Source organism: Polymorphospora sp. NPDC050346, assembly GCF_040655695.1.
In the GTDB taxonomy this organism is placed as follows: domain Bacteria; phylum Actinomycetota; class Actinomycetes; order Mycobacteriales; family Micromonosporaceae; genus Polymorphospora; species Polymorphospora lycopeni.
In genome coordinates, this window is record NZ_JBFAKM010000012.1 from 172135 (window position 1) to 193984 (window position 21850).

A 21850-nucleotide genomic window follows, 5' to 3' on the forward strand; every position below is an offset into this window, starting at 1 on the left:
TTTTGGTTTTTTAATAAACCGTCTCCCCCCCCCCACCTGGCGGGCGGGGCCGGTCCCGCGTACGCGGGACCGGCCCAGCCGTTTCCACACGGCTCGCCGGCGGGGCGGCACTCGCCGTGGCCGGGCCGCCGCTTCCGCGTACGCCGGGCCGCCGTTCCCGGGTACACAGGCCGCCGCTCCCGTTTACCCGGGCCGCCGTTCCCGCGTACGCGGGCCGCCGCTTCCGTTTACCCAGGGCCGCCGCTTCCGCGTACGCGGGCCGCCGCTTCCGCGCGTGGACCCGGCCCGCCGTTTGCGTGCATGGGCGGCCCGGCCCGCCGTCTCCGGGCACGCGGGCCGGCCCGCCCTCTCCGCAAGGGCGGCCCGACCACCTCCCCTGTCGGGGGCGCTTGCCGCCGGTTGATCGTCTGCTGTTCAGACACACCGATGCCGGCGTGTCGAACGTCTGAGCCGCAGACGATCAAGACAAGCGAATTCCAGCCTTCAGAAGGCGGAGCTACTGCTGTCACGCCTCACAGCGAATTCGGCGTATCCACAGCGAATTCGCTGTGAGCCCCAACAGCAACCGCCCCGGCCACCGAGAGGGCCGGGCATCTCCCCGCCTCCCCTCCCCTCCCCGAACCGTCCCGTTGATCAAGGAGAAGTCCCGCGACATAGCACTACAGAACGGGCACACCTTCTCCTTGATCAACGCGGCCAAGGCGGGGCACGGCGACCGAGGCGAGGCGGGCGGGGCGGAGGCGCGGGCGGGGCGGAGGCGCGGGCGGGGCGAGGGCCAGGCATGAGTTTGGTGGCGGTATATCTTTGTCACCGTTATATTGTGTGCCATGTCGACACCGTTGCGGGAACCCACGTTCCTGATCCTCACGGCGCTCGCGGGCGGCCCCATGCACGGTTACGGGATCATCGGCGAGGTCGCCGAACTGTCCGGCGGCCGGCTGGCGATGCGCCCCGGCACGCTGTACGGCGCGCTCGACCGCCTCACCGACGAGGGCCTCGTCGCGGCCGACCGCGAGGAGGTGGTCGACGGGCGGCTGCGCCGCTACTACCGGCTCACCGACGCCGGTGGCGAGACCCTGGCCGCCGAGACCGAGCGCCTGCGCCGCAACGTCGAGGCCGCCGCCGCCCGGCTGCGCGACCGGGCCGCCGGGCGCCGGTCCGCGCCGGGGCCGGCCGCCACCGCCAACCCGCTCGCCACCGGAGGTCTCGCGTGAGCGACCGGACGCGACTGGAACGCCGCTACCGCCGGCTGCTGTGGGCGTACCCGAAGGACTACCGGGCGCGGCGCGGTGACGAGATCGTCGGGACGTACCTGGAACTGGCCGGCGCCGACCGGCGGCGGCCGTCGCCCGCCGACGCCGTGGACCTGCTGCGCGGCGGGCTGCGCCAGCACCTGCGGGCGGCCGGCCCGGATGTCGTCGCCGGCGCCCACCTCGCCGCCGTCCTCGCGCTGGGCACCGCGGTGGCGTTGGCCGCCATCTGGCTCGTGTACTTCGAGCTCGGGCCACGCGAGCCGCTGCCGATCCCGTTGCAGTTCGGCCCGTTCTGGAGCCTCGGCGCGGTGCCGTGGATCGCCTGGCTCGCCGTCGGCCTGGTCGCCGTGGTGGCACCCCGGCGCTGGGTCCGGATCGGGATCGGTGCCGCGATCGTGCTCACCGGCGCGGTCGTTCCGGCGAGCGTGCTCACCGCGACGATCCGGCCGCCGCTGTTCGTGCTGCTGCCGCAGATCGCGCTCGGGCTGGTCGCGCTCGCCCTGCCGGCACGTCCGACCGCCGTCGCGCGGGTGGTCCCGCTCGCGGGTGCGGTCCTGTTCGGCGCGCTGCCCGCGGCCCTCGGGGTCTACCGCCCGTTCGCCCCGCTCACCTACTGGAACCACTTTGACGTTCCGGCGGGTGCCGCGCTCCTGCTCGGCGTGGTGGCGGTGCTCGCCGCCGTCACCGGTGGCGTGCTGGGTGGCGGCGGCGCGGCGCGCGGAGGTGGGGTCTGGACGATGCTGATGCTGGCTCCGCCGGTCGGGCTGCTCGCCACCCAGTCGCTGGCGACCACATACCTGACCCCGTCCGGCCAGTTCAACGCGTCGTCGACGGCGCTGCTCGCCGTCTCGGTCGCGGTCACGGTGCTGACCACCGGCGTACTCGGGCTCGCCCTCGTGCTGCGCACCCGCCGCCACGGCCACCGCCCGGCTCCGCCCGCGCCCCGCTGACTCAAGGCCGTGAGCTGGCCGACCGCCGTGACCGGCGGCCGGCCGGCGGAGCGACCCGCTACCGGTCGCCCGCTTCGGGGCCGTGCGCGGGTACGGGAGCCGGGGCGGTGGACCGGGGGGCGGTGCGCCACCAGCGCCAGACCCGGATCCCGACCAGCACCACCAGGATCGCCATCAGCGGGGCGCCGGGGAACTTGGTGTAGCGGGGCAGGCCGGTCCCGTCGGGCAGGACCAGGAAGCAGGCGACCGCGCACACGCCGACGAACCAGCGCAGCCGGGTCGTGGTCGCCGCGACCAGGGCCAGCGGCCAGGTGAGATACCACGGGTGGAAGACCGGCGACAGTGCCACCGTGGCGACCAGCGCGATCGCGGCGGCGGTCAGCGGATCCCGCCCGAGGTCGCCGCCGGCCGCCGGCACCGCCGTCCCGTCGGTCCCGGCGGCATCCGCCGCCCCGGTGCCGCCCGCGCCGGACGTACCCGCCTCGTCCCGGGACGGCCCGCCGGGCGCGACCGCCGGACGCGACCGCCACCACAGGGCGACCAGGAACACCAGCAGCACCAGCATGCCGACCAGCCGGGCGGCCGGTATCGCGTCGAAGTGCCCGCCGAAGAGGCGGGGCACGTAGCTGATGGTCTGCCCGACGGCCGTCGGCGGGGAACTCCACTGGATCGTGTCGCCGCTGCTGGACAGCCCGGCGATCCAGCCGAACCCGCGGCCGGCGACCAGGGTGACGGCGACCATCGCGCCGAGCGCGCCGGCGACCACGACGCCGCCGTACCGGACCAGGTCCCGCCACCGGAAGGCGGCCGGCAGGGCGAGTAGGGCGGCGAACGGCACGACGACGCCGGCGGTGGCCTTGACCGCGACGGCGAGTCCGAGCAGTGCCCCGGCGCCCACCATCGCCCAGGCCCGGCCGGGCCGGGTGACGAGCAGGGCGAGGCCGGCGAGGACGAGTCCGATCATCAGCGCGTCGTTGTGTGCCCCGGAGACCAGGTGGATCGCGACGAGCGGGCAGGCCAGCCCGATCCACAGGGCCCGACCGGCGGGTACGCCGCAGCGCCGGGCCAGGACCGGCAGGGTGGCCGCGGTGAGCCCCACCCCGAGTACGGCGATCACCCGGAACGTGGCGATGATCGTGGTGAGGTTGTCGGTGGCGGCGACGACCCCGCCGGCGATCAGGACGAAGAGCGGGCCGTACGGGGCGGGGGTGTCCCGCCAGATCCGGGAGATCGAGTCGAGCCAGGGGCAGGGCAGGGCGGAGACCCCCTGCTCGTACGGGTTGAACCCGGCCGCGTACGTGGCGCCCTGGCAGGCGTACGCGTAGACGTCGCGGCTGGCCAGCGGTGGCGCGAACAGCAGCGGCAGCAGCCACAGTCCGGTGGTGACCAGCGCCCAGCGGGTCGACCGCACCGCGTCGCGGGCGGCCCACCAGGCGCCGGTCATCAGCGCGGTGCCGACCAGCCAGCAGGCGATGATCAGCGGGCCGTTCTCCCCGCGCAGGATCTTCAGCGGGGTGACGCCGATCTCGAGTTCGACGAGCGCGCCGCCGAGGTAGGCGGCGACGGCCAGCAGCACCGCCCCGGCGAAGCCGGCGTACCGGACGATTGTCAGCCGTTGCACGCCGCTCATCGTGTCACGGCCGGGGCGGGCAGGTCGGGCCTGTCCGCCAGGCTCCGGTGATCCGGTAGCGGCCGGGTTCGGCGGCCCGCAGGAGGGTCCAGCCGTCGCCGGACGGGGTGAGGCAGCCGGCCGGGCCGTCGACGGTGAGCCAGCGCGACCAGCGGACCCGGACGAGCGCGTCCCCGGCGGCCGGCACGTCGATCTCGACGGCGCGGTCGTCGGCGTCCACCAGCACCGCGCCGTCCACGATGGACGGGGTGGCGGCGACGGCGTACAGGGTCCAGTCGCCGCCCCGCCACACCGGCGTCAGGTACGGCGGTCCGGCGCGGACGACCTCGGCCTCGCGCCGGCCGACCCACGAGGTGGGGGCGCCGGCCAGCGCCACGTACGCGACGCCGTTGTCGCGCAGCCAGCGCCCGTAGGAGTCGGTGTCGACCGAGCCGTCGAAGAACAGCGGGTGGTGCGCGATGTCGGCCTGGCGCAGCCAGCCCCGGGCCAGCGGCGCGTGCGGGGGCACGTACGCCGCCTCCCAGTAGTTGCCGGTCGGCACCACCTCGACCCGGCCGGGCGGCCGGCGGTCGAGTTCGTCGAGCAGCGGCCGGAAGTAGGCCGGCGACGCGGTCGGGTCCCCGGCGGCGCGCAGGTCGGCGGTCGACACCGGCGGCTGCACGAGGGCCACCGCGACCAGCAGCAGGCCCAGCGCCCCGGCGGCCAGCGGCCGGCGCAGCCGGGCGGCCCCCGGCACGACGGCATACCCGGCCAGCAGCGGGAGGGTGAACATCACGGCGAGCCGGGTGGCGTTCAGCCCGACCGGGGTGTGCACCAGGTAGGCGGTGACGACCCCGCCGGCCGACAGCAGGGCGCCGGCCCGCACGGCACGGTGTGGCACGAGCAGCGCCACGGCCAGGCTCGCCACGGCGGCCCGGGCGGTGTCGAGGAAGCTGATGTTCATCCAGCCGCCGGAGCCGAAGAGGGCCGCCAGCCCGAGCACCGGTACGGCCGCCCCGGCCGCCACCGCCGCCCCGGCGAGCCGGCGCCGTGGGTCGGTCAGGGCGAGCGCGACCCCGGCCAGCCCGACGAACAGCCCGGCGACCGGGCTCGCCGCCCCGGCCAGCAGCGCGGCGACCACCGCCGCCACGGGTCCGGCCCGGCGCCGCCGCGACGTGAGCGCGAGGATCGCGAGCAGGCCGAACGCGATGCCGACGGCGTACGTCACCCGGCCGGAGACCAGGTTGCCGAACAGGCACACCGCCCCCAGCACCCCGCCCAGCAGTGGCCGGCGGGCGGCGGTGCGGACCAGGATCAGGGCCAGGACGAGCGCGGAGCCGGCGGCGGCCAGCGCCCCGACCAGCCGGGGGCCGAGCGTGCCGCCGCCCAGCCAGGCCATCAGCGGCGGGCTGACCAGGCTGTAGCCGGGCGGGGCCACGCCGCCGTACCAGCCGAGGTCGAGGGGGGCGAAGCCGTGCCGCTCGAAGAAGCCGGCGCGGGCGACCTGTGCGGACAGGTCGCTGCCGAGCGGCGGCGCGGCCAGGAACGCCGCCGTCAGGACGGCGGCGGTGACCAGCGTCGCGCCGACCGCGCGACGGGCACCGGGTGCCGTCCCGGAGGGGCGGCGGCCGGCGCGCGGCGGGCCGGCCGGTCGGCCGGCGGCGCGCGGCGGGTGCCGGTCAGGCATCGAGTACGCGCTGGACGGCCGCCCGCGACCGGCGGGCGGCGCGCAGGTAGTCGTCGAGGAACTCGCCGGGGTCGTCGCCGCCGAGCAGTTGCACCACGCCGGCCAGCTCGGTGCCGTGCCGGGGCAGCTGGTCGCTGGGCCGGCCGCGGACCAGGGTCAGCGCGTTGCGAACCCGGGCGGCGGCGGTCCAGCCGGCGGCCATCGCCACCGCGTCGGCCGGGTCGACCAGTTCGGCGTCGCGGGCGGCGGCCAGCGCGTCGAGGGTACGGGTGCCGCGCAGCCGCTCGATCCGGCCGCCGTGGCGCAACTGGAGGAGCTGTACCGCCCACTCGACGTCGGCGAGCCCGCCCCGGCCGAGCTTGGTGTGGGTGGCCGGGTCGGCGCCGCGGGGCAGCCGTTCGCTCTCCACCCGGGCCTTGATCCGGCGGATCTCGGTGACCTGTTCGCGGGTCAGGCCGGCGGTCGGGTAGCGGATCGGGTCGACCAGTTCGGCGAAGCGGGCACCGAGGTCGGCGTCGCCGGCGACGAACCGGGCCCGTAGCAGCGCCTGCGCCTCCCACACCTTCGACCAGCGGGCGTAGTACTGGGCGTACGCGGCGAGGCTGCGCACCAGCGGCCCCTGCCGGCCCTCGGGACGCAGGTCGGCGTCGACGCCGAGCGGCGGGTCGGGGGCGGGCATGGCCAGCAGCCGGCGCAGTTCCTCGGCGACGGCGCGGGCGGCGGTGCTGGCGGCGTCGTCGGGCACGCCGGGCGGCGGTTCGTAGACGAACAGCACGTCGGCGTCGGACGGGTAGCTCATCTCGTAGCCGCCGAGCCGGCCCATGCCGATCACGGCGAACCGCAGTCCGGGCATCGGCGGCTGGGCGGCGAGCGCGGCCCGCAGGGCGGCGGCGAGGGTGGCCTCGGCGACGCCGGTGAGCGCGACGCCGATGCCGGTGACGTCGACCGGCCGCTCGGGGGCGAGCGCGCCGGTCCGGCTGAGTACGTCGGCACAGGCGAGCCGGACGAGTTCCCGCCGGCGCAGGGCCCGTACGGCGGTGATGGCCTGGACCGGATCGGGTTTCTCGGTGCCGGTGACGTGCCGGGACGCGGCGGCGGTGAAGCCCTCGCGCAGGGTGTCGGCGGATCGGGGGGTGAGTTCGGCGTCGTCGGCGAGCAGCCGCAGCGCCTCCGGGTCGCGGGCGAGCAGGTCGGCGGCGTAGCGGGACAGGCCGAGCACCCGGGCCAGCCGGCCGGCGACGGGACCGCCGTCGCGCAGCAGGCGCAGGTACCAGGGGGTGCCGCCGAGCTTGTCGGAGACCTGCCGGTAGCTGAGCAGGCCGCGGTCGGGTTCGGGGGCGTCGGCGAACTCCGGCAGCAGCACCGGCAGCAGGGTGCGCTGGATGGCGGCCGTCCGGGTCACCCCGCCGGTCAGCGCCTCGATGTGCTTCAGTGCCCGGGCCGGGTCGCCGAAGCCGAGCACCTCCAGCCGCTGGCGGGCGGACTCGGGCGTCATCCGCAGTTCGTCGGCCGGCACCCGGGCGACGGCCTCCAGCAGCGGACGGTAGAGCAGTTTGGCGTGCAGCCGGCGGACCTCGGTGGCGTGGCTGATCCAGTCGGCGCGGAACGCCTCGACGGCGCTGGTGCCCGGGTTGGCGACGTAGCCGAGGGCGTGGGCGAGCCAGCGCAGCGCGGCCGGGTCGTCGGGCACGGTGTGGGTGCGGCGCAGTCCCTGGAGTTGCAGCCGGTGCTCGACGGAGCGCAGGAACCGGTAGCCGCGCAGCAGCGCCTCGCCGTCGGCGCGGCCGACGTAGCCACCGGCGACCAGGGCGCGCAGGGCCGGCAGCGTGCCGGTGACCCGTAACGTCTCGTCGACCCGGCCGTGCACGAGTTGCAGGAGCTGTACGGCGAACTCGATGTCGCGCAGCCCGCCCGGCCCGCGTTTGATCTCGCGTTCCAGCTCGCGGGGCGGGATGTTGTCGATGATCTTCCGGCGCATGGCGCGTACGTCGGTGACCGCCTCGGGGCGTTCGGCGGCGTGCCAGACGAGCGGGGCGAGCTGGTCGATCCACGCCTTGGCGAGTTCGGTGTCGCCGGCGGCCGGCCGGGCCTTGAGCAGGGCCTGGAACTCCCAGGTGCGGGCCCAGCGGTGGTAGTAGGCCAGATGGCTGGCCAGGGTGCGGACCAGCGGCCCGCGGCTGCCCTCGGGCCGCAGGGCGGCGTCGACCGGCCAGGCGACCAGCCCGCAGATGTGGATCAGCCGGGTTGCGACGGCGGTGGCGGCGGGCAGGTCGTCGTCCTCGGCCGCCACGAAGATCACGTCGACGTCGGAGACGTAGTTGAGTTCGCAGCCGCCGGACTTGCCCATCGACACCACGGCGAGCCGGGGCTGCGGGGTGCCGGCCGGCAGTTCGGCGACCGCGATCCGGTAGGCCGCGGCCAGGGTCGCGTCGGCCAGCTCGGACAGCGCGGCCATGGTCTGTTCCAGGCCGCGCCCGCCGGTCAGGTCGGCCGCCGCGATCCGCAGCAGGGCCCGCCGGTAGGCCCGCCGCAGCCCCGGCACGGCCGCCTTGCCGACGGCGGGTCCGCTCGCCGGGGCGTCGCCGGCCGGAGGCGGCTCGGGTTCGAGCCGGCCGTCGGCGGGCGGGGCCGCGCCGTCGGCCCCGGTGACCAGGACGTGCCACTGGTCGGGGTTGGCCACCAGGTGGTCGCCGAGCGCCGACGAGGCACCGAGTACGGCGATCAGCCGGCGGCGCAGCCCCTGGTCGGCGTGCAGCGCGTCGACGACCCCCGGCCCGTCCGGGGCGGTGCGGCGCTCGGACTCGACGAGCCGGTGCAGCTGGCGCAGGGCCAGGTCGGGATCGGCGGCCCGGGACAGCGCGGCGAGCAGTTCGGCGGCCGCCCCGTCGGTGGGCTCGTGGGTGGCCGGGTTCCACAGGCCGAGCCCGTCCGGGCCGAGCAGGTCGGCGGCGGCCGTACCGGGGCGGGTGGCGGGTCCCCCGGCGCCGCCGAAGCCGTAGCGGGCGAGCCGGGCCTGTGCACTGGTGGGTCTGGTCATCGGCGGCGCTAGTGCCCCAGCAGCGGCAGGTTGCGGCCGGGGCGCGGTACGTCGAGTTCGCCGCGGGCCAGGGCGGCGAACCGGGCGGCGAACGGCTGCCACACCTCCTCGACGTCGACCATGATCGCGTCGCAGGCGGCGACGACGACCTCCGGGTCGTACCCGAGTTCGGCGAGGGTCTCCGAGTCGGTGGCCCACTGCGCGATCATGGCGGTGTCGCACTCGATGTGGAACTGGATGCCCCAGGCCCGGTCGCCCATCCGGAACGCCTGGTGCGGGTAGCGGGTCGACGCGGCGAGCAGCACCGCGTTACGGGGCAGCTCGGTGACCTCGTCGCGGTGCCACTGGAACACGTCGGGGATCAGCGGCACGTAGCGGAAGAGCGGGTCGGTCTCGGCGGCGTCCCGCTTGCCGACGACCGCCGGGCCGACCTCGGGCCCGGCGGCGCTGCGCTCGGCGGTGCCGGCGTGGGCGGTGGCGAGCAGCTGGGCGCCCAGGCAGATGCCGAGGGTCGGCACCGAGTGGCGGACCGCCTTGCGCAGCAGCCCCTCCAGGGCCGGGAACCAGGGGGCGCCGGGTGTGCCGTCGGGCGCGGGGTAGGGCGCCTGCGCGCCGCCGAGGACCACGAACGCGTCGTATCCGTCGAGGTCGGCCGGCAGTTCCTCACCGGCGTGCGCGCGTACGACCCGCAGGTCCAGCCCGGCTTCGGTGAGCCACTCGCCGAGTCGGCGGAGGTCGTCGGTCGGATCGTTCTCGATTACGAGCGCGGTTGCCACGCACCCGAGGCTATCGGGTGGCCGGCGGGGGCCACCGCCCCGCCTCGCGGTGCGCGGGCCGACGGGTGGGCCTGCCCGCTCAGCGGGACGAGTGGGTCGGCAGCAGCGGGGTGACGCCGGTCAGCTCCTCGGAGACCTGCCACAGGCGGGTGGCCAGCCCGGCGTCGGTGCCGGGGCGGCGGACCGCCTCGACGGTGGGGGCGACCTTGCGCAAGGTCGGACCGGTGCCGATGACCGCTCCGGTCGGGGCGTCCGGTGCGGTGGCGGCGTACAGGATCGGCACCGCGCCATCGGCGACGGGCCGGCCGATCACCCGGGCGACGGACTTGGCCAGGCCGACGAGGGCGGGCGGCCCCTGTTCGATGAACGCCGTACGGGCCATCCCGGGGTGGGCGAGCAGGCTGCGGACCGGTGACCCGGCGGCGCGCAGCCGGCGGTCGAGTTCGAGGCCGAACAGGACGTTGGCCAGCTTGGTGTTGATGTAGGCGCGGCCCGGGGAGAATCGCCGCTCGCCGGTCAGGTCGTCGAACGGGATCGTGCCGAGCGGGTAGAGGCCCGAGGTGACGGTGACCACCCGCGGGTCGGGTCCGGTCAGCGCGTCGAGCAGCAGCCCGGTCAGCGCGAAGTGGCCGAGGTGGTTGGTGGCGAACTGCCGCTCGTGCCCCTGCGGGCTCAACCGTCGGGGCAGGTTGCCGATCCCGGCGTTGTTGACCAGGACGTGCCCGCCGCCGTCGGCGACGATCCCGGCCGCGAAGTCGCGTACCGAGTCGAGGTCGACCAGGTCGAGGTGGCGTACCTCGATCCGGTCGGCGGCCGGCAGCGCGGCCCGGGCCCGCTCCCCCTTGGCGACGTCGCGCACGGCCATGACGACGCGGGCGCCGCGCCGGGCCAGCTCACCGGTCATGTGCAGGCCGAGGCCGCTGCTCGCGCCGGTGATCAGGACGGTACGCCCGGACTGGTCGGGGATGTCGGCGGCGGTCCAGCGCCGGCGGGGTGATGACTCGGGCATGTCGGAAGGCTCCCGTTCTGGCCCCGGGTGGGGCCGACCGTCGAACGAAGCGGATTGGCTATCCGGTTCACCGTAGCATAAACGGATAGCCAATCCGCTAATGTCGGCCGGTTCCGGTAGCCTGACCCCGTGCCCGGGTCAGACTCCCCGCCGCGCGCCGACGCGGCCCGCAACCGCGAGCGGCTGCTGCACGCCGCCGGGCAGGCGCTGGCCGAAGGCGACCGGTCGCTGCAACTCAACGACATCGCCCGGCGGGCGGGCGTCGGCGTCGGGACCGCCTACCGCCACTTCCCCACGCCGCGGGCGCTGCTGGAGACGCTCGTGCAGGCCCAACTGGACGACGTGCTCGACCAGGCCCGGCGGGAACTGGCCGCCGCCGACCCGTGGACCGGCCTGACCCGGCTGCTCACCACCGGGATCGCCCTGATGGTCACCGACCCCGGGTTCGCCGACGTGGTGGCCGCCGGCACCGACACGCTCCCGCGCACCGGCCAGCTCAAACACGAGTTGTACGGCACCGTCGACCAGCTTCTCCGGCGGGTCCGCGACGCCGGTGCCCTGCGGCCCGGGGTGGACGGCGACGACATCCTGCGGCTGATGTGCGGCGTCTCCTACGCGGCCCGCCTCGCCGGCGACACCGGCGGTCCGGCGGGGCTGCTCGGGCCCGCGCAACCGGCCGGGCCGGCGGCCGCCGACCTGACGGCGGTCGGCGAGTTGGCCGGCCGCTACGCGGGCTGGCTGCTCGACGGCCTCCGCGCGCCGTAGCCGGCGGGCCCACCGGGCGGCGCCACCGCCGGCCGGACGCCGCGGGCGTGCTCAGGCGATGCAGGCGCAGACGATGAGCGCGGCGCCGAAGTGCGAGGCGGCGCTGACCCGGGCCGCCGGGTGCGGTTCGGTGGCGGCGATGATCTCCCCCAGCTTGCCGGGGGTGAGCCAGTCGAGCACGAAGAAGCCCAACGCCATGATCACGATGCCGACGGCACCGAAGATCAGCGTCGAGACCAGGCCCTTGGTGAACGAGTCGTAGCTGGTCAGGATCGCGGTGAAGACGATGCCGGCGATGCCGAGCTGGTTGGCGGCCAGCAGCAGCGCGGCGTTGCCGCTGCGCCGTACCCAGATGAGGTCGCGCAGCCGGCCGGGGGTGAGCAGGTCGACCAGCAGGAACCCGACCGCCATCAGGCCGATTCCGACCGCGCCGTAGACCAGGCTCTGCCACGCTCCGGTGAGCAGGTCCGCGTACACCGATCCACCTCCAGCCCCGGCGTCACGTTCGGTACGGACGCGGCGTGATCCGCACGATAGCCGACGGACGACATTCTCGCGATCTTGCGGTTCTCTCCCCCTTTCGTCCGCTATGGGAGGCGACAAGTGCAAGATCGCGGGGTGGGTCGCTAGGCTGCGCTGCCGTGAGTCGAGAAGCCGTACGCCCGGCCGCCCTGCGCCCCGGTGACACCGTCATGCTGGTGTCGCCGTCCGGGCCGACCCGCCCCGAACGGGTCGCCCGCGGCATCGAACTGCTGACCGGCTGGGGCCTGCGCCCCGTGCTGGCCCCCAACGCGTACGCCCGACAGGGCTACCTGGCCGGCGGCGACGAACTGCGCGCCGCCGACCTCAACGCCGCGTTCGCCGACCCGCTGGTCCGCGGTGTGCTCTGCACCCGGGGCGGGTACGGCGCGCAGCGCGTCGTCGACCTGGTCGACATGGCCGCCGTACGGGCCGACCCGAAGGTGGTCGCCGGCTTCTCCGACATCACCGCCCTGCAGTTCGCGCTCTGGCGCGGCGCCCGGCTGGCCACCGTGCACGGCCCGGGCGCGGCCTGGCTCGACGAGCGCACCCCGGCGGCGTCGGCGGAATCCCTGCGCCGGGCCCTGATGACCACGGACGAGATCGTGGTCGCCCGGATCGACACCGAGGAGACCGCGGCCGTACGGGCCGGTGCCGCACCCGCGACCGGGCCGCTGATCGGCGGCAACCTGTGCCTGGTCGTCTCCTCGGTCGGCACCCCGGACATGCCCGACCTGACCGGCGCGATCCTGCTGATCGAGGACGTGGAGGAGCCGCCGTACAAGGTGGACCGGATGCTGACCCACCTGCGCCGCGCCGGGGTCCTGGACCGGGTCGCCGGGGTGGCGGTGGGACAGTTCACCAACTGCCGCGACGGCTGGCAGGTCGACGTGGCCGACGTGCTGGCCGAGCGGCTCGGCGACCTCGGCGTGCCGGTGCTCGGCGGCCTGCCGGTCGGGCACGGCGTCGGCCAGGTCACCGTGCCGCTCGGCGTGCCGGCGACCCTGGACCCGGCCGCCGGCACGCTGACCGTGCGCCCGGCGGTCCGCTGACCACGGCCACGGCCACGGCCACGGCCACGGCCACGGGACCGGGACCGGGACCGGGTCAGCCGAGCCCGTGCCGGGTCGCGTAGCCGGCCGCCTCGGTCCGGTTCCGGGCGCCGATCTTCGCGAACGCGTTGTTGATGTGGGTCTTCACCGTCGTCTCGGCGACGAACAGGGCCGCCGCGATCTCGGCGTTGGTCCGCCCCAGGGCGATCTGGCCGAGCACCTCGGCCTCGCGCTGGGTCAGGCCGTCCGGCAACCGGTCGCGCGGCTGCGGCGCCGGCCGGTTCATCGCGTCGGCGAGCCGGGCGGAGACCACCGGGTCGAACATGGAGTGGCCGGCGACCGCCGCCCGCAGCGCCATGCCGATCTCGGCCCGTCCGGCGTCCTTGGTCAGATAGCCCCGGGCCCCGGCGGCGAGCGCGCCGGCGATCGACTCCTCGTCGGCGTACGTGGTCAGCACCACGACCGCGACGTCCGGGAACCGGTCCCGGACCTGGCCGGTGGCGGCGATCCCGTCGAGTACGGGCATCCGCAGGTCCATCAGGACCACGTCCGGTCGCCGCTCGGCGATCAGGTCGAGGGCCCGGGCGCCGTCGCCTGCGGCGCCGACGACGGTGACCCCGTCGGTGAGTTCGAGCAGGGCGGTCAGTCCCTCCCGGACGAGTTGCTGGTCGTCGACGACCAGCACCCGCAGCGGCTCGTCGCTCATCCCGGCACCTCCACGCTGACCCGCCACGCCCCGTCCACGACGCCCGCCTCCAGGGTGCCACCGACCAGCGCCACCCGCTCCCGCGCCCCGGTCAGCCCGTACCGGCCGCCGCCGCCGCCGTCGTCGTCGTCGGCCGGGCCGGGGCGGTCCGGGGCCGGGTTGCGCACCGTGAGCCGGACAGCCGAATCGGAGTAGTCGAGGGTGACCGCGACCGGCGCCCCCGGGGCGTGCTTGGCCGCGTTCGTCAGCGCCTCGCGGGTGGTGCGCAGCAGGGCCACCTCGGCGCCGGGCGGCAGGTCGTGCGGGCTGCCCCCGGTGCGCAGGGTGATCGTGGCCGTGTGGTCCGCCCGGTGGTCGGCGACGAGGTCGCCGAGGGCCCGGGCCAGCGGCGGCACGTCGGTGCGCAGGGCCGCGACCGCCGAGCGGGCCTCGGCCAGGCCGTCGACGGCGAGCCGCCGGGCCCGCCGGATCCGGGCCGCCGCGGCCGCCGCGTCGCCCTTCTCGGTGAGTTCGGCCTCGGCGACCTCCAACTGCACCCCGAGCGCACCGAGCGAGTGGGCGAGCACGTCGTGCAGTTCGCGGGCGATCCGGGTCCGCTCGGAAAGGGCCGCCGCCCGGGCCTGTGCCTCCTGCGTACGCCCGGTCTGCTTGAGCAGCAGCGCGGTCTGCTCGGCCCGCAGCCGGTATTCCCTCCGGTGCAGGCTGAACAGCACCAGGACGGCGATCAGCGCGGGCTGGGTCAGCATCGCGGTCGGCCCCCGGCCGGCGAGCCACATACCCGTCAACAGGACCACGATGGTCGCCCCGGTCAGCGCCAGGATCGCCCACATCGGGGTCCGGGGCAGCAGCACGAAGGTGAACAGCATGGCGTAGAGGAACAGCGGCGCCGACGCGCTCTCGGGCACGCCCGCGACGGTCGCCGGCAGCACCGTCCCGAGGGCCAAACCGGCCCGGGCGACCCGCGGCCACCGGGTGTCGGTGACCAGGAAGACGACCCAGCAGGCGAGGGCGACGACGAGGACCAGCCGCACGGCGGGACTCGGCGGGGTCAGGAAGAGCAGTGACCAGATCAGCAGCGCGCTGACCACGATCCGCACGAGCCAGCCCGTCTCCGGGTCGTCGGCCCTGATCAGCCGTACGCCCCGACTGGTCAGCCGCCGCAGCCCCACCGGTCAGCCGCGTTCCCGTACCACGGTCAGGATGAGGTCGAGCACCAGCAGGCGGTAGGCGACGAACGCCAGCCCCACCACGCCGAGCACCACCAGGATCGCGACAACGACGCGGCCGGTCATCTTCCCACCCTCCCGTTCGAGCACCCGGTCGATGACGGCGCCGGCCAGCCGAGTGCTCCGGTTGCCGTTGCGGTTGCCGGTCAGCAGATAGTTCGCGGCACGCATGGCGTCGACGCGACGGCCGGCCGGCGCCTCGGGCTTCGTGATACGGTTCCGCTCCTTCATGACACGGAACGTTACGAGCGGGACTGGGTGGGCCGGGACCATCGGAGGGTGGAGATCAGGGTGGAGTCGGGCGGTGGAGGTCAGAGCGTGCCGAGGTAGCGGCGGCGCTCGTACGGGGTGACCTCGCGCCGGTACTCCTCCCACTCGGCGCGCTTGTTGCGCAGGAAGTAGTCGAAGACGTGCTCGCCGAGCACCTCGGCGATCAGCTCGGAGCCGGCCATCACGTCGATCGCCTCGGCGAGGTTCTCCGGCAGCGCCTTGTAGCCCATCGCCTTGCGTTCGGCGTTGGACAGCGACCACACGTCGTCCTCGGCGCCCGGCGGCAGCTCGTAGCCCTCCTCGATGCCCTTGAGGCCGGCGCTGAGCAGGACCGCGAACGCCAGGTAGGGGTTGGTCGCGGAGTCCAGCGAGCGGATCTCGACCCGGGCCGAGTTCGGCTTGCCGTACGCCGGCACCCGCACCAGCGCCGAGCGGTTGAGGTGACCCCAGCAGACGTACGCCGGGGACTCGGTGATCCGGTCGGGCAGGGCCTGCGGGAACAGCCGCTTGTAGGAGTTGACCCACTGGTTGGTGACCGCGGTGTATTCGCGGGCGTGCACGAGCAGCCCGGCGATGAACGCCTTGGCGACCTTGGAGAGTTTCATCGGGTCGCCGGCGTCGTGGAACGCGTTGCGCTCGCCCTCGAAGAGCGACAGGTGGGTGTGCATGCCGCTGCCAGGCTGGTCGGTGAAGGGCTTGGGCATGAAGGTGGCCCGTACCCCGGCCGACAGCGCGACCTCCTTGATGACGTGCCGGAACGTCATGATGTTGTCGGCGGTGGTGAGCGCGTCGGCGTAGCGCAGGTCGATCTCCTGCTGGCCGGGGGCGACCTCGTGGTGGCTGAACTCGACCGAGATGCCGATCCGCTCCAGCGACAGCACGGCCTGCCGACGGAAGTCGCGGGCGACGGCGTGCGTGGTGTGTTCGAAGTAGCCGCCCGAGTCGACCGGCGTCGGCACCGAGCCGTCGTTGGGGCCGTCCTCGAGCAGGAAGAACTCGATCTCGGGGTGGGTGTAGAAGGTGAAGCCCTTCTCGGCGGCCCGGGACAGCGCCCGGCGCAGCACGTGGCGCGGGTCGGCCCAGGACGGGCTGCCATCGGGCAGCAGGATGTCGCAGAACATCCGGGCGCTCTCGCCGCTGGCGCCACCCTCGAAGGGGAAGACCTGGAAGGTCGTCGGGTCGGGCATGGCGACCATGTCGGACTCGACGACCCGGGCGAACCCCTCGATCGCCGAACCGTCGAAGCCGATGCCCTCCTCGAAGGCGGACTCCAGTTCGGCGGGTGCGACGGAGACGCTCTTGAGCGTGCCCAGCACGTCGGTGAACCACAACCGGACGAAACGGATGTCGCGCTCTTCCAGGGTACGGAGCACGAACTCCTGTTGACGGTCCACTTCAACCCCTCGTGACGCTTCGCCGCGCAGACCGGCCCCACTGGCTGGACGCCTGGCCGGTCAGTCTCCAACTCGCTCGTTACGCCGACGTTACGCCGGGCGGCCGACCACCCGGATGGCGGGTCGCACACAACCTGTCCGATTCCTCGACGTTGATCCCAAACGTACGGCAGAGGAGGCCCATGGGACACCGAACACGTGGAGCCGGCCGCCGGATTCCGGGCCGCGTCCGGCGTACGACGGTCCTGGCCGGGGTGGCCCTCGGCCCGGTCCTGGCCGCCGTCCTGGTGCTGACCGGCGTGGTCGGCGTACCCCGGAGCGGGCCGCCGGCCGCCGCACCGGCCGCCGCCCCGTCCACCCCGGACGGGCCGGCCATCGCCCGCCAGCCGGAGCTGGGAACCACGCTGCTCGACCGGACCGACCTGCCGGCCGGGTTCAGCCCGCGCCCTCGCCCCGCGTCGACCGCCCCGGGTCGCGCCGGCCCGGCCCCGCCCGGCCCGGCCGCGTCCGGCCCGGCCGCGTCCGGCCCGGACCGCACCGAGCGGTGCCGGACGCTTTTCGAACGCCCCTGGGACCTCGCCACCGAACCGGAGGACGCCACCGAGTCGGTGACGGCCGACCACGCGCACCCGACCGGCGCGCTGCTGCGGCAGGCGTCGGTCCGGTTCGCCGGTGACGGGGCGGAACGCGCCGTCGGGCACCTGCGCACCGCGTCCGGCGGGTGCCGGGAGTTCGACGCCCGGCTCGACGACGGCACGGCGGTCACCGTACGGGTCGGAACGCTGACGCTGGAGCGGGTCGCCGACGAGACGTACGGCCTGGTCCTGACCGCCCGCGGCGCGCACGGCGAGGTCGGTGGCTATCTCGCGGTGGGCCGGGTCGGGCCGGTGCTGTCGGTGCTGCGCCACCTCGGGCCGGCGGGCACCGTCGACCCGGCGCGGGCGTCGCCGACGCTGGGCCGGGCCGTCGACAAGCTGCTCGGGCTGCTGCGCCGTCTCGGCCGGCCGCCGGTGACCGAGGCGGTGACCGAGCCCACCGGCCCGCGGACCGCGTCACGACGGTCGGCCCGGCACCGGCGGGGCAAGATGGGCACATGCCGACCCTGCGTCTAGCCCTCGCCCAGGTCAACCCGACCGTCGGTGATCTCGCCGACAACGCGGCGATCGTCGTCGATCGCACCCGTGCCGCCGTCGCCGCCGGGGCCCACCTGATCGCCTTTCCGGAGATGATGCTGACCGGCTATCCGGTCGAGGATCTGGTGTTCCGGGAGTCGTTCGTGACCGCGTCCCGGGCCGCCCTGCGCGGCCTCGCCGCCGACCTCGACGCGGCCGGCCTCGGATCGGTGCCGGTGGTCGTCGGCTACCTCGACGCCGACGGGCCGGCGACGATCAGCGCGGCGGCGACGCCCGGCCGGGGGCCGCGCAACGCGGCGGCGGTCCTGCACGGCGGGCGGATCGTGGCCAGCTACTTCAAGCACCACCTGCCCAACTACGGCGTCTTCGACGAGGACCGCTACTTCGTACCCGGCGACACGCTGACCGTGGTCCGCATCGCCGGCGTCGATGTGGCCCTGACCATCTGCGAGGACCTGTGGCAGGCCGGCGGCCCGTTCGCCGCCGCCCGCCGCGCCGGGGTCGGGCTGGTCGTCAACATCAACGGCTCGCCGTACGAGGTCAACAAGGACGACGTACGGCTGCCGCTGGTCCAGCGGCGGGCCGCCGAGGCCGGCGCCACGATCGCGTACGTCAACATGGTCGGCGGCCAGGACGAGCTGGTCTTCGACGGCGACTCGATGATCGTGACCGCCGACGGGACGCTGCTCACCCGGGCCCCGCAGTTCGACGGGCACCTGCTGCTGCACGACGTGGAGCTGCCGGCGGCCACCGACCCGGCGCCCGGCACGGCCACGACCGGCACGGCGTCGGCGGCCGACGGGTCGCCGGAGACGGCCGCCGACGGCCTGACCGTGGTCCGGGTCCACCTGAGCGACGCCGTTCCGGCGGCCGGGCCGGCCGGTGACCGGGTCGACGGCGGGATCGCCGAGCGGGTGACCGACGAGGCGGAGATCTGGCAGGCGCTGGTGCTCGGCCTGCGCGACTACGTGAACAAGAACGGCTTCCGGTCGGTGGTGCTCGGGCTCTCCGGCGGGATCGACTCCTCGGTGGTGGCCGCGATCGCGGTCGACGCGCTCGGCCCGGACCGGGTCGTCGGCGTCTCGATGCCGAGCCAGCACTCCTCGGAGCACTCCCGCGACGACGCCGCCGACCTGGCCAAGCGCACCGGACTCGACTACCGCACCGAGCCGATCCAGCCGATGGTCGACGCGTTCCTGGCCAACCTGTCGCTGTCCGGGATGAGCGTGGAGAACCTGCAGGCCCGGGTCCGTGGCGTGCTGCTGATGGCGGTCTCCAACCAGGAGGGCCACCTGGTGCTGACCACCGGCAACAAGAGCGAGCTGGCGGTCGGCTACTCCACCCTGTACGGCGACTCGGTCGGCGGCTTCAACCCGCTGAAGGACGTGTGGAAGTCGCTGGTCTGGAAGCTGGCGCAGTGGCGCAACGCCGACGCCGCCCGGCGCGGCGCGCAGCCGCCGATCCCGGAGAGCTCGATCAGCAAGCCGCCCAGCGCCGAACTGCGGCCCGGGCAGCTCGACACCGACTCGCTGCCGGACTACGCGGTGCTCGACGCCATCCTCACCGGCTACGTCGACGGCGACCTCGGCCGCGACGACCTGGTGGCGGCCGGCCACGACCCGGCCGTCGTCGACAGGGTGCTCCGGATGGTCGACATCGCCGAGTACAAGCGCCGGCAGTCCGCACCCGGCAGCAAGATATCGATCAAGGCGTTCGGCCGGGATCGGCGGCTGCCGATCACCAACCGGTGGCGCGAACAGTCCGAGTAACGACGGGGAAAGCGGGCATCAGAAGTGTGAAAAGCTGCACTGCGCCCTCACCTGCGGCCCGGCGACGGTGCGACGATCGCCGCAGACCCGGGGACCGCGAACGCGGCCTCGAGGAGAGGAGAGCAGCATGACCGAGAAGAACGCGCCGGACCGCCCCGGGACAGCCGGGGCCGGTCCGGCCCGGACCGACGAGGTGCCCACCCTCTACGGCGGGCCGGCCACCCGGCGGGTCCGCACCCGCGACCTGCTCGCCGCCAAGGAACGCGGCGAGCGCTGGCCGATGCTGACGTCGTATGACCAGTACACCGCGGCGATCTTCGACCAGGCCGGGGTGCCGGTGCTGCTGGTCGGCGACTCGGCGGCCAACAACGTGTTCGGCTACGAGACGACCGTCCCGGTCACCGTCGACGAACTGATCCCGCTGGTCAGAGCCGTCGTACGGGCCACGAAGCGGTCGCTGGTCGTCGGCGACCTGCCGTTCGGGTCGTACGAGGAGGGGCCGACCCAGGCGCTGCGCACCGCCGTACGGTTCATGAAGGAGGGCGGCTGCCAGGCCGTCAAGCTGGAGGGCGGCCGGCGGACCGCGGCACAGATCGCCGCCATCACCGGGGCCGGCATCCCGGTGATGGCGCACATCGGGTTCACCCCGCAGAGCGAGCACGCGATCGGCGGCTACCGGGTGCAGGGACGCGGCGGCGCGGCCGAGGACGTCGTCGCCGACGCGCACGCGGTGGCCGAGGCGGGCGCGTTCGCGGTGGTGCTGGAGATGGTGCCGGGCGACGTGGCCAAGCGGGTCACCCACGACCTGGCGATCCCGACGGTGGGCATCGGCGCCGGCCCGCACACCGACGCCCAGGTGCTGGTCTGGCAGGACATGGCCGGCCTGCGCACCGGCAGGGCCCCCCGCTTCGTCAAGCGCTACGCCGACCTGGCGACGGTCCTGACCGACGCCACGCGGGACTTCGCCGACGAGGTCCGCGCCGGCACCTTCCCGGCGGCCGAACACACCTTCTGACCGTCCGTTCCCTCATGATCCGCGTGATCAGGGATCAGGTCCGGCGTGGCGCCGGCGCGCCGGCCGGCAAACTCCCTGATCACGCGGATCTTGCCCCCCGGCGGGGCGTGATCAGGTCGGGGTCAGCTGGGTGGCCAGCAGGGTGCGGGCCTCGGCCAGGGACGGGCCGTACCAGGTCAGGTGGCGGCCGGACACCAGCACGTACGGCACCCCGGGAAACGCCTCCGGCCCGTCCGTCGCGGTGAACGCGTACGGCTCGTCGGGCAGCACCACCAGTTCCGGCCGCCGGCCGAGCAGTTCCGGCAGCGGCGGGCGTGGATAGCGGTCGGCCGCGTCGTCGTAGACGTTGTGCACGCCGAGCCGGCGCAGCAGGTCACCGGCGAACGTGCCACCCCCGAGAACGACCCACGGCCGCCGCCACACCGGCACCACCGCCCGGCGTACCGGCCCGTCCCACGGCCGCGCCCACGCGTCGGCGGCCGCCGCCAGCCATGGCGGCGGCGCCACGTCGAGCCGGGCCAGCATCCGCTCCAGCGACCGCAGCGCCTCGGGCAGCGTCCGCGGATACGTCACCCACACCGGCACCCCGGCGGCCCGCAGCACCTCGACGTCCGCGCGCCGGTTCTCCTCCGCGTTCGCCAACACCAGGTCGGGTACGGCGGACAGCACGCCGTCGAGCGCCGGGAACTTCGTGCCACCGACCCGGGGCACGTCGAGGTCGCCGGGATGGGTGCAGTAGTCGGTGGCCGCCACGAGCAGTCCCGGCGCGCTCACCGCCACCGCCTCGGTCAGCGACGGCACCAGCGACACCACCCGGCGCGGTGGCGCCGGCAGCCGTACCTCCGTACCCAGGTCGTCACGCACGACGGCGCCGGACGGCCGGGATCAGACGTCGGTGACGCGGACGCCGGCGTGCGCCTTGTAGCGCTTGTTGATGGCGATCAGGTTGGCGGTGAACGCCTCGATCTGGTGGGCGTTGCGCAGCCGCCCGGCGTAGATGCCCCGCATCCCGGGAATGGTGGCGGTCAGCGCGGCCACCACCCCCGCCACCTCGCGGTCCTCGGTGGCGATGAGTACGTCCAGCTCGATCCGGTCGATCTCCGGGTCGGCGAGCAGCGGGGCGCTGACATGGTTGAACGCCGCCGCCACCCGGGACTCGGGCAGCAGGGCGGCGGCCTGCTGGACGGCGCTGCCCTCCTCGACCTTGAGCGCGTACGGCCCCTGCTTGTCGAAGCCGAGCGGGTTCACGCAGTCGATGACGATCTTGCCGGCGAGGGGTTCGCGGAGCGCGCCGACGGTCGCGGCGTGCCCGTCCCACGGCACCGCGATGATCACGATGTCGGAGCGGGTGGAGACGTCGACGTTGTCACCGCCGTCGACGCCCGTGCCGGCCGGTACGCCGGGCAGCGCGGCGATCTCCTGCGCCGACTGGACGGCGCGCTCGGCGGAACGGGAGCCGACGAGCACGGACAGGCCGGCCCGCGCGAACCGGTAGGCCAGTCCGCGTCCCTGGTCGCCGGTGCCGCCGATGATGCCTACGGTGAGCCCGGACACGTCGGGCAGCGTGCTCGCGTCATATCCCATGCGGATCATCCTCGCAAACGACGGTCGCCTTCCGGCAGCGGTGCGCCGCTGTTTGTGACGTGAACCGCCTCATGATCGTCTGCTGCCCAGACGGTC

The 21850-nt window shown here is 74.8% G+C and carries 19 protein-coding genes; 7 read left to right on the forward strand and 12 right to left on the reverse strand.

The window, feature by feature from the left end; genetic code table 11:
- Window positions 1-827: 827 nt before the first annotated feature.
- On the forward strand, window positions 828-1214 hold the full coding sequence (locus tag AB0I42_RS15335; RefSeq protein ID WP_357537748.1) for a helix-turn-helix transcriptional regulator: 387 nt from the start codon (window positions 828-830) through the stop codon (window positions 1212-1214).
- Window positions 1211-2203, forward strand: a complete 993-nt coding sequence (locus AB0I42_RS15340; RefSeq protein WP_357537750.1) for a hypothetical protein — start codon at window positions 1211-1213, stop codon at window positions 2201-2203. The genes AB0I42_RS15335 and AB0I42_RS15340 overlap by 4 nt, the downstream gene beginning before the upstream one ends.
- 58 nt (window positions 2204-2261) lie before the next feature.
- Here the strand turns inward: AB0I42_RS15340 and mptB are convergent, their stop codons facing one another.
- The 5 genes from mptB to AB0I42_RS15365 form a co-directional block, all read right to left on the reverse strand.
- Window positions 2262-3833 carry a polyprenol phosphomannose-dependent alpha 1,6 mannosyltransferase MptB gene (gene mptB / locus AB0I42_RS15345; RefSeq protein ID WP_357537752.1) on the reverse strand — a complete coding sequence of 524 codons (1572 nt, stop codon included), beginning with the start codon at window positions 3831-3833 and terminating at the stop codon, window positions 2262-2264.
- Window positions 3834-3837: 4 nt separating this feature from the next.
- Window positions 3838-5499 (reverse strand): hypothetical protein, encoded by a 1662-nt coding sequence (locus AB0I42_RS15350; RefSeq protein WP_357537754.1) that lies wholly within the window; start codon window positions 5497-5499, stop codon window positions 3838-3840.
- Window positions 5492-8536 (reverse strand): bifunctional [glutamine synthetase] adenylyltransferase/[glutamine synthetase]-adenylyl-L-tyrosine phosphorylase, encoded by a 3045-nt coding sequence (locus AB0I42_RS15355; protein ID WP_357537756.1) that lies wholly within the window; start codon window positions 8534-8536, stop codon window positions 5492-5494. Before AB0I42_RS15355 ends, AB0I42_RS15350 begins: the two co-directional genes overlap by 8 nt.
- A gap of 8 nt (window positions 8537-8544) precedes the next feature.
- A complete protein-coding gene (locus AB0I42_RS15360) occupies window positions 8545-9312 on the reverse strand; it encodes a type 1 glutamine amidotransferase (protein WP_357537757.1) in 768 nt (255 codons plus the stop codon).
- A gap of 79 nt (window positions 9313-9391) precedes the next feature.
- Window positions 9392-10321 (reverse strand): SDR family NAD(P)-dependent oxidoreductase, encoded by a 930-nt coding sequence (locus AB0I42_RS15365; RefSeq protein ID WP_357537759.1) that lies wholly within the window; start codon window positions 10319-10321, stop codon window positions 9392-9394.
- A 129-nt stretch (window positions 10322-10450) separates the two neighbouring features.
- On the opposite strand from AB0I42_RS15365, the gene AB0I42_RS15370 reads away from it, so the two are divergent.
- Window positions 10451-11086 carry a TetR/AcrR family transcriptional regulator gene (locus AB0I42_RS15370; protein WP_357537761.1) on the forward strand — a complete coding sequence of 212 codons (636 nt, stop codon included), beginning with the start codon at window positions 10451-10453 and terminating at the stop codon, window positions 11084-11086.
- A 51-nt stretch (window positions 11087-11137) separates the two neighbouring features.
- On the opposite strand, the gene AB0I42_RS15375 is transcribed toward AB0I42_RS15370, so the two are convergent.
- Window positions 11138-11563 (reverse strand): DUF350 domain-containing protein, encoded by a 426-nt coding sequence (locus AB0I42_RS15375; protein WP_357537762.1) that lies wholly within the window; start codon window positions 11561-11563, stop codon window positions 11138-11140.
- Window positions 11564-11778: 215 nt separating this feature from the next.
- Between AB0I42_RS15375 and AB0I42_RS15380 the strand changes: the two genes are divergently transcribed.
- The gene (locus AB0I42_RS15380; RefSeq protein ID WP_357537836.1) at window positions 11779-12657 is read left to right on the forward strand and encodes an LD-carboxypeptidase; all 879 of its coding nucleotides are present in this window, start codon (window positions 11779-11781) and stop codon (window positions 12655-12657) included.
- A gap of 55 nt (window positions 12658-12712) precedes the next feature.
- Here the strand turns inward: AB0I42_RS15380 and AB0I42_RS15385 are convergent, their stop codons facing one another.
- The 4 genes from AB0I42_RS15385 to glnA form a co-directional block, all read right to left on the reverse strand.
- The gene (locus tag AB0I42_RS15385) at window positions 12713-13363 is read right to left on the reverse strand and encodes a response regulator transcription factor (RefSeq protein WP_357537764.1); all 651 of its coding nucleotides are present in this window, start codon (window positions 13361-13363) and stop codon (window positions 12713-12715) included.
- A complete protein-coding gene (locus tag AB0I42_RS15390; protein ID WP_357537765.1) occupies window positions 13360-14532 on the reverse strand; it encodes a histidine kinase in 1173 nt (390 codons plus the stop codon). The genes AB0I42_RS15385 and AB0I42_RS15390 overlap by 4 nt, the downstream gene beginning before the upstream one ends.
- Before the next feature lie 3 nt (window positions 14533-14535).
- A complete protein-coding gene (locus AB0I42_RS15395; protein WP_357537767.1) occupies window positions 14536-14820 on the reverse strand; it encodes a hypothetical protein in 285 nt (94 codons plus the stop codon).
- Window positions 14821-14900: 80 nt separating this feature from the next.
- Entirely contained in the window at window positions 14901-16253 is a 1353-nt protein-coding gene (glnA, locus tag AB0I42_RS15400; RefSeq protein ID WP_357521476.1) for a type I glutamate--ammonia ligase, read from the reverse strand.
- Between the two features lie 182 nt (window positions 16254-16435).
- Here glnA and AB0I42_RS15405 point away from each other — a divergent pair, with 182 nt between their 5' ends.
- From AB0I42_RS15405 to panB, 3 genes are all read left to right on the forward strand, one after another.
- A complete protein-coding gene (locus AB0I42_RS15405) occupies window positions 16436-17365 on the forward strand; it encodes a hypothetical protein (RefSeq protein ID WP_357537769.1) in 930 nt (309 codons plus the stop codon).
- Entirely contained in the window at window positions 17347-19155 is a 1809-nt protein-coding gene (locus AB0I42_RS15410) for an NAD+ synthase (RefSeq protein ID WP_357537770.1), read from the forward strand. Before AB0I42_RS15405 ends, AB0I42_RS15410 begins: the two co-directional genes overlap by 19 nt.
- Window positions 19156-19282: 127 nt before the next feature.
- Entirely contained in the window at window positions 19283-20170 is an 888-nt protein-coding gene (gene panB / locus AB0I42_RS15415; RefSeq protein WP_357537772.1) for a 3-methyl-2-oxobutanoate hydroxymethyltransferase, read from the forward strand.
- A gap of 111 nt (window positions 20171-20281) precedes the next feature.
- On the opposite strand, the gene AB0I42_RS15420 is transcribed toward panB, so the two are convergent.
- Both AB0I42_RS15420 and npdG read right to left on the reverse strand, forming a co-directional pair.
- Window positions 20282-21034 carry a helical backbone metal receptor gene (locus AB0I42_RS15420; protein ID WP_357537774.1) on the reverse strand — a complete coding sequence of 251 codons (753 nt, stop codon included), beginning with the start codon at window positions 21032-21034 and terminating at the stop codon, window positions 20282-20284.
- A 21-nt stretch (window positions 21035-21055) separates the two neighbouring features.
- Window positions 21056-21754 carry an NADPH-dependent F420 reductase gene (gene npdG, locus AB0I42_RS15425; protein ID WP_357537776.1) on the reverse strand — a complete coding sequence of 233 codons (699 nt, stop codon included), beginning with the start codon at window positions 21752-21754 and terminating at the stop codon, window positions 21056-21058.
- Between the last annotated feature and the right edge of the window lie 96 nt (window positions 21755-21850).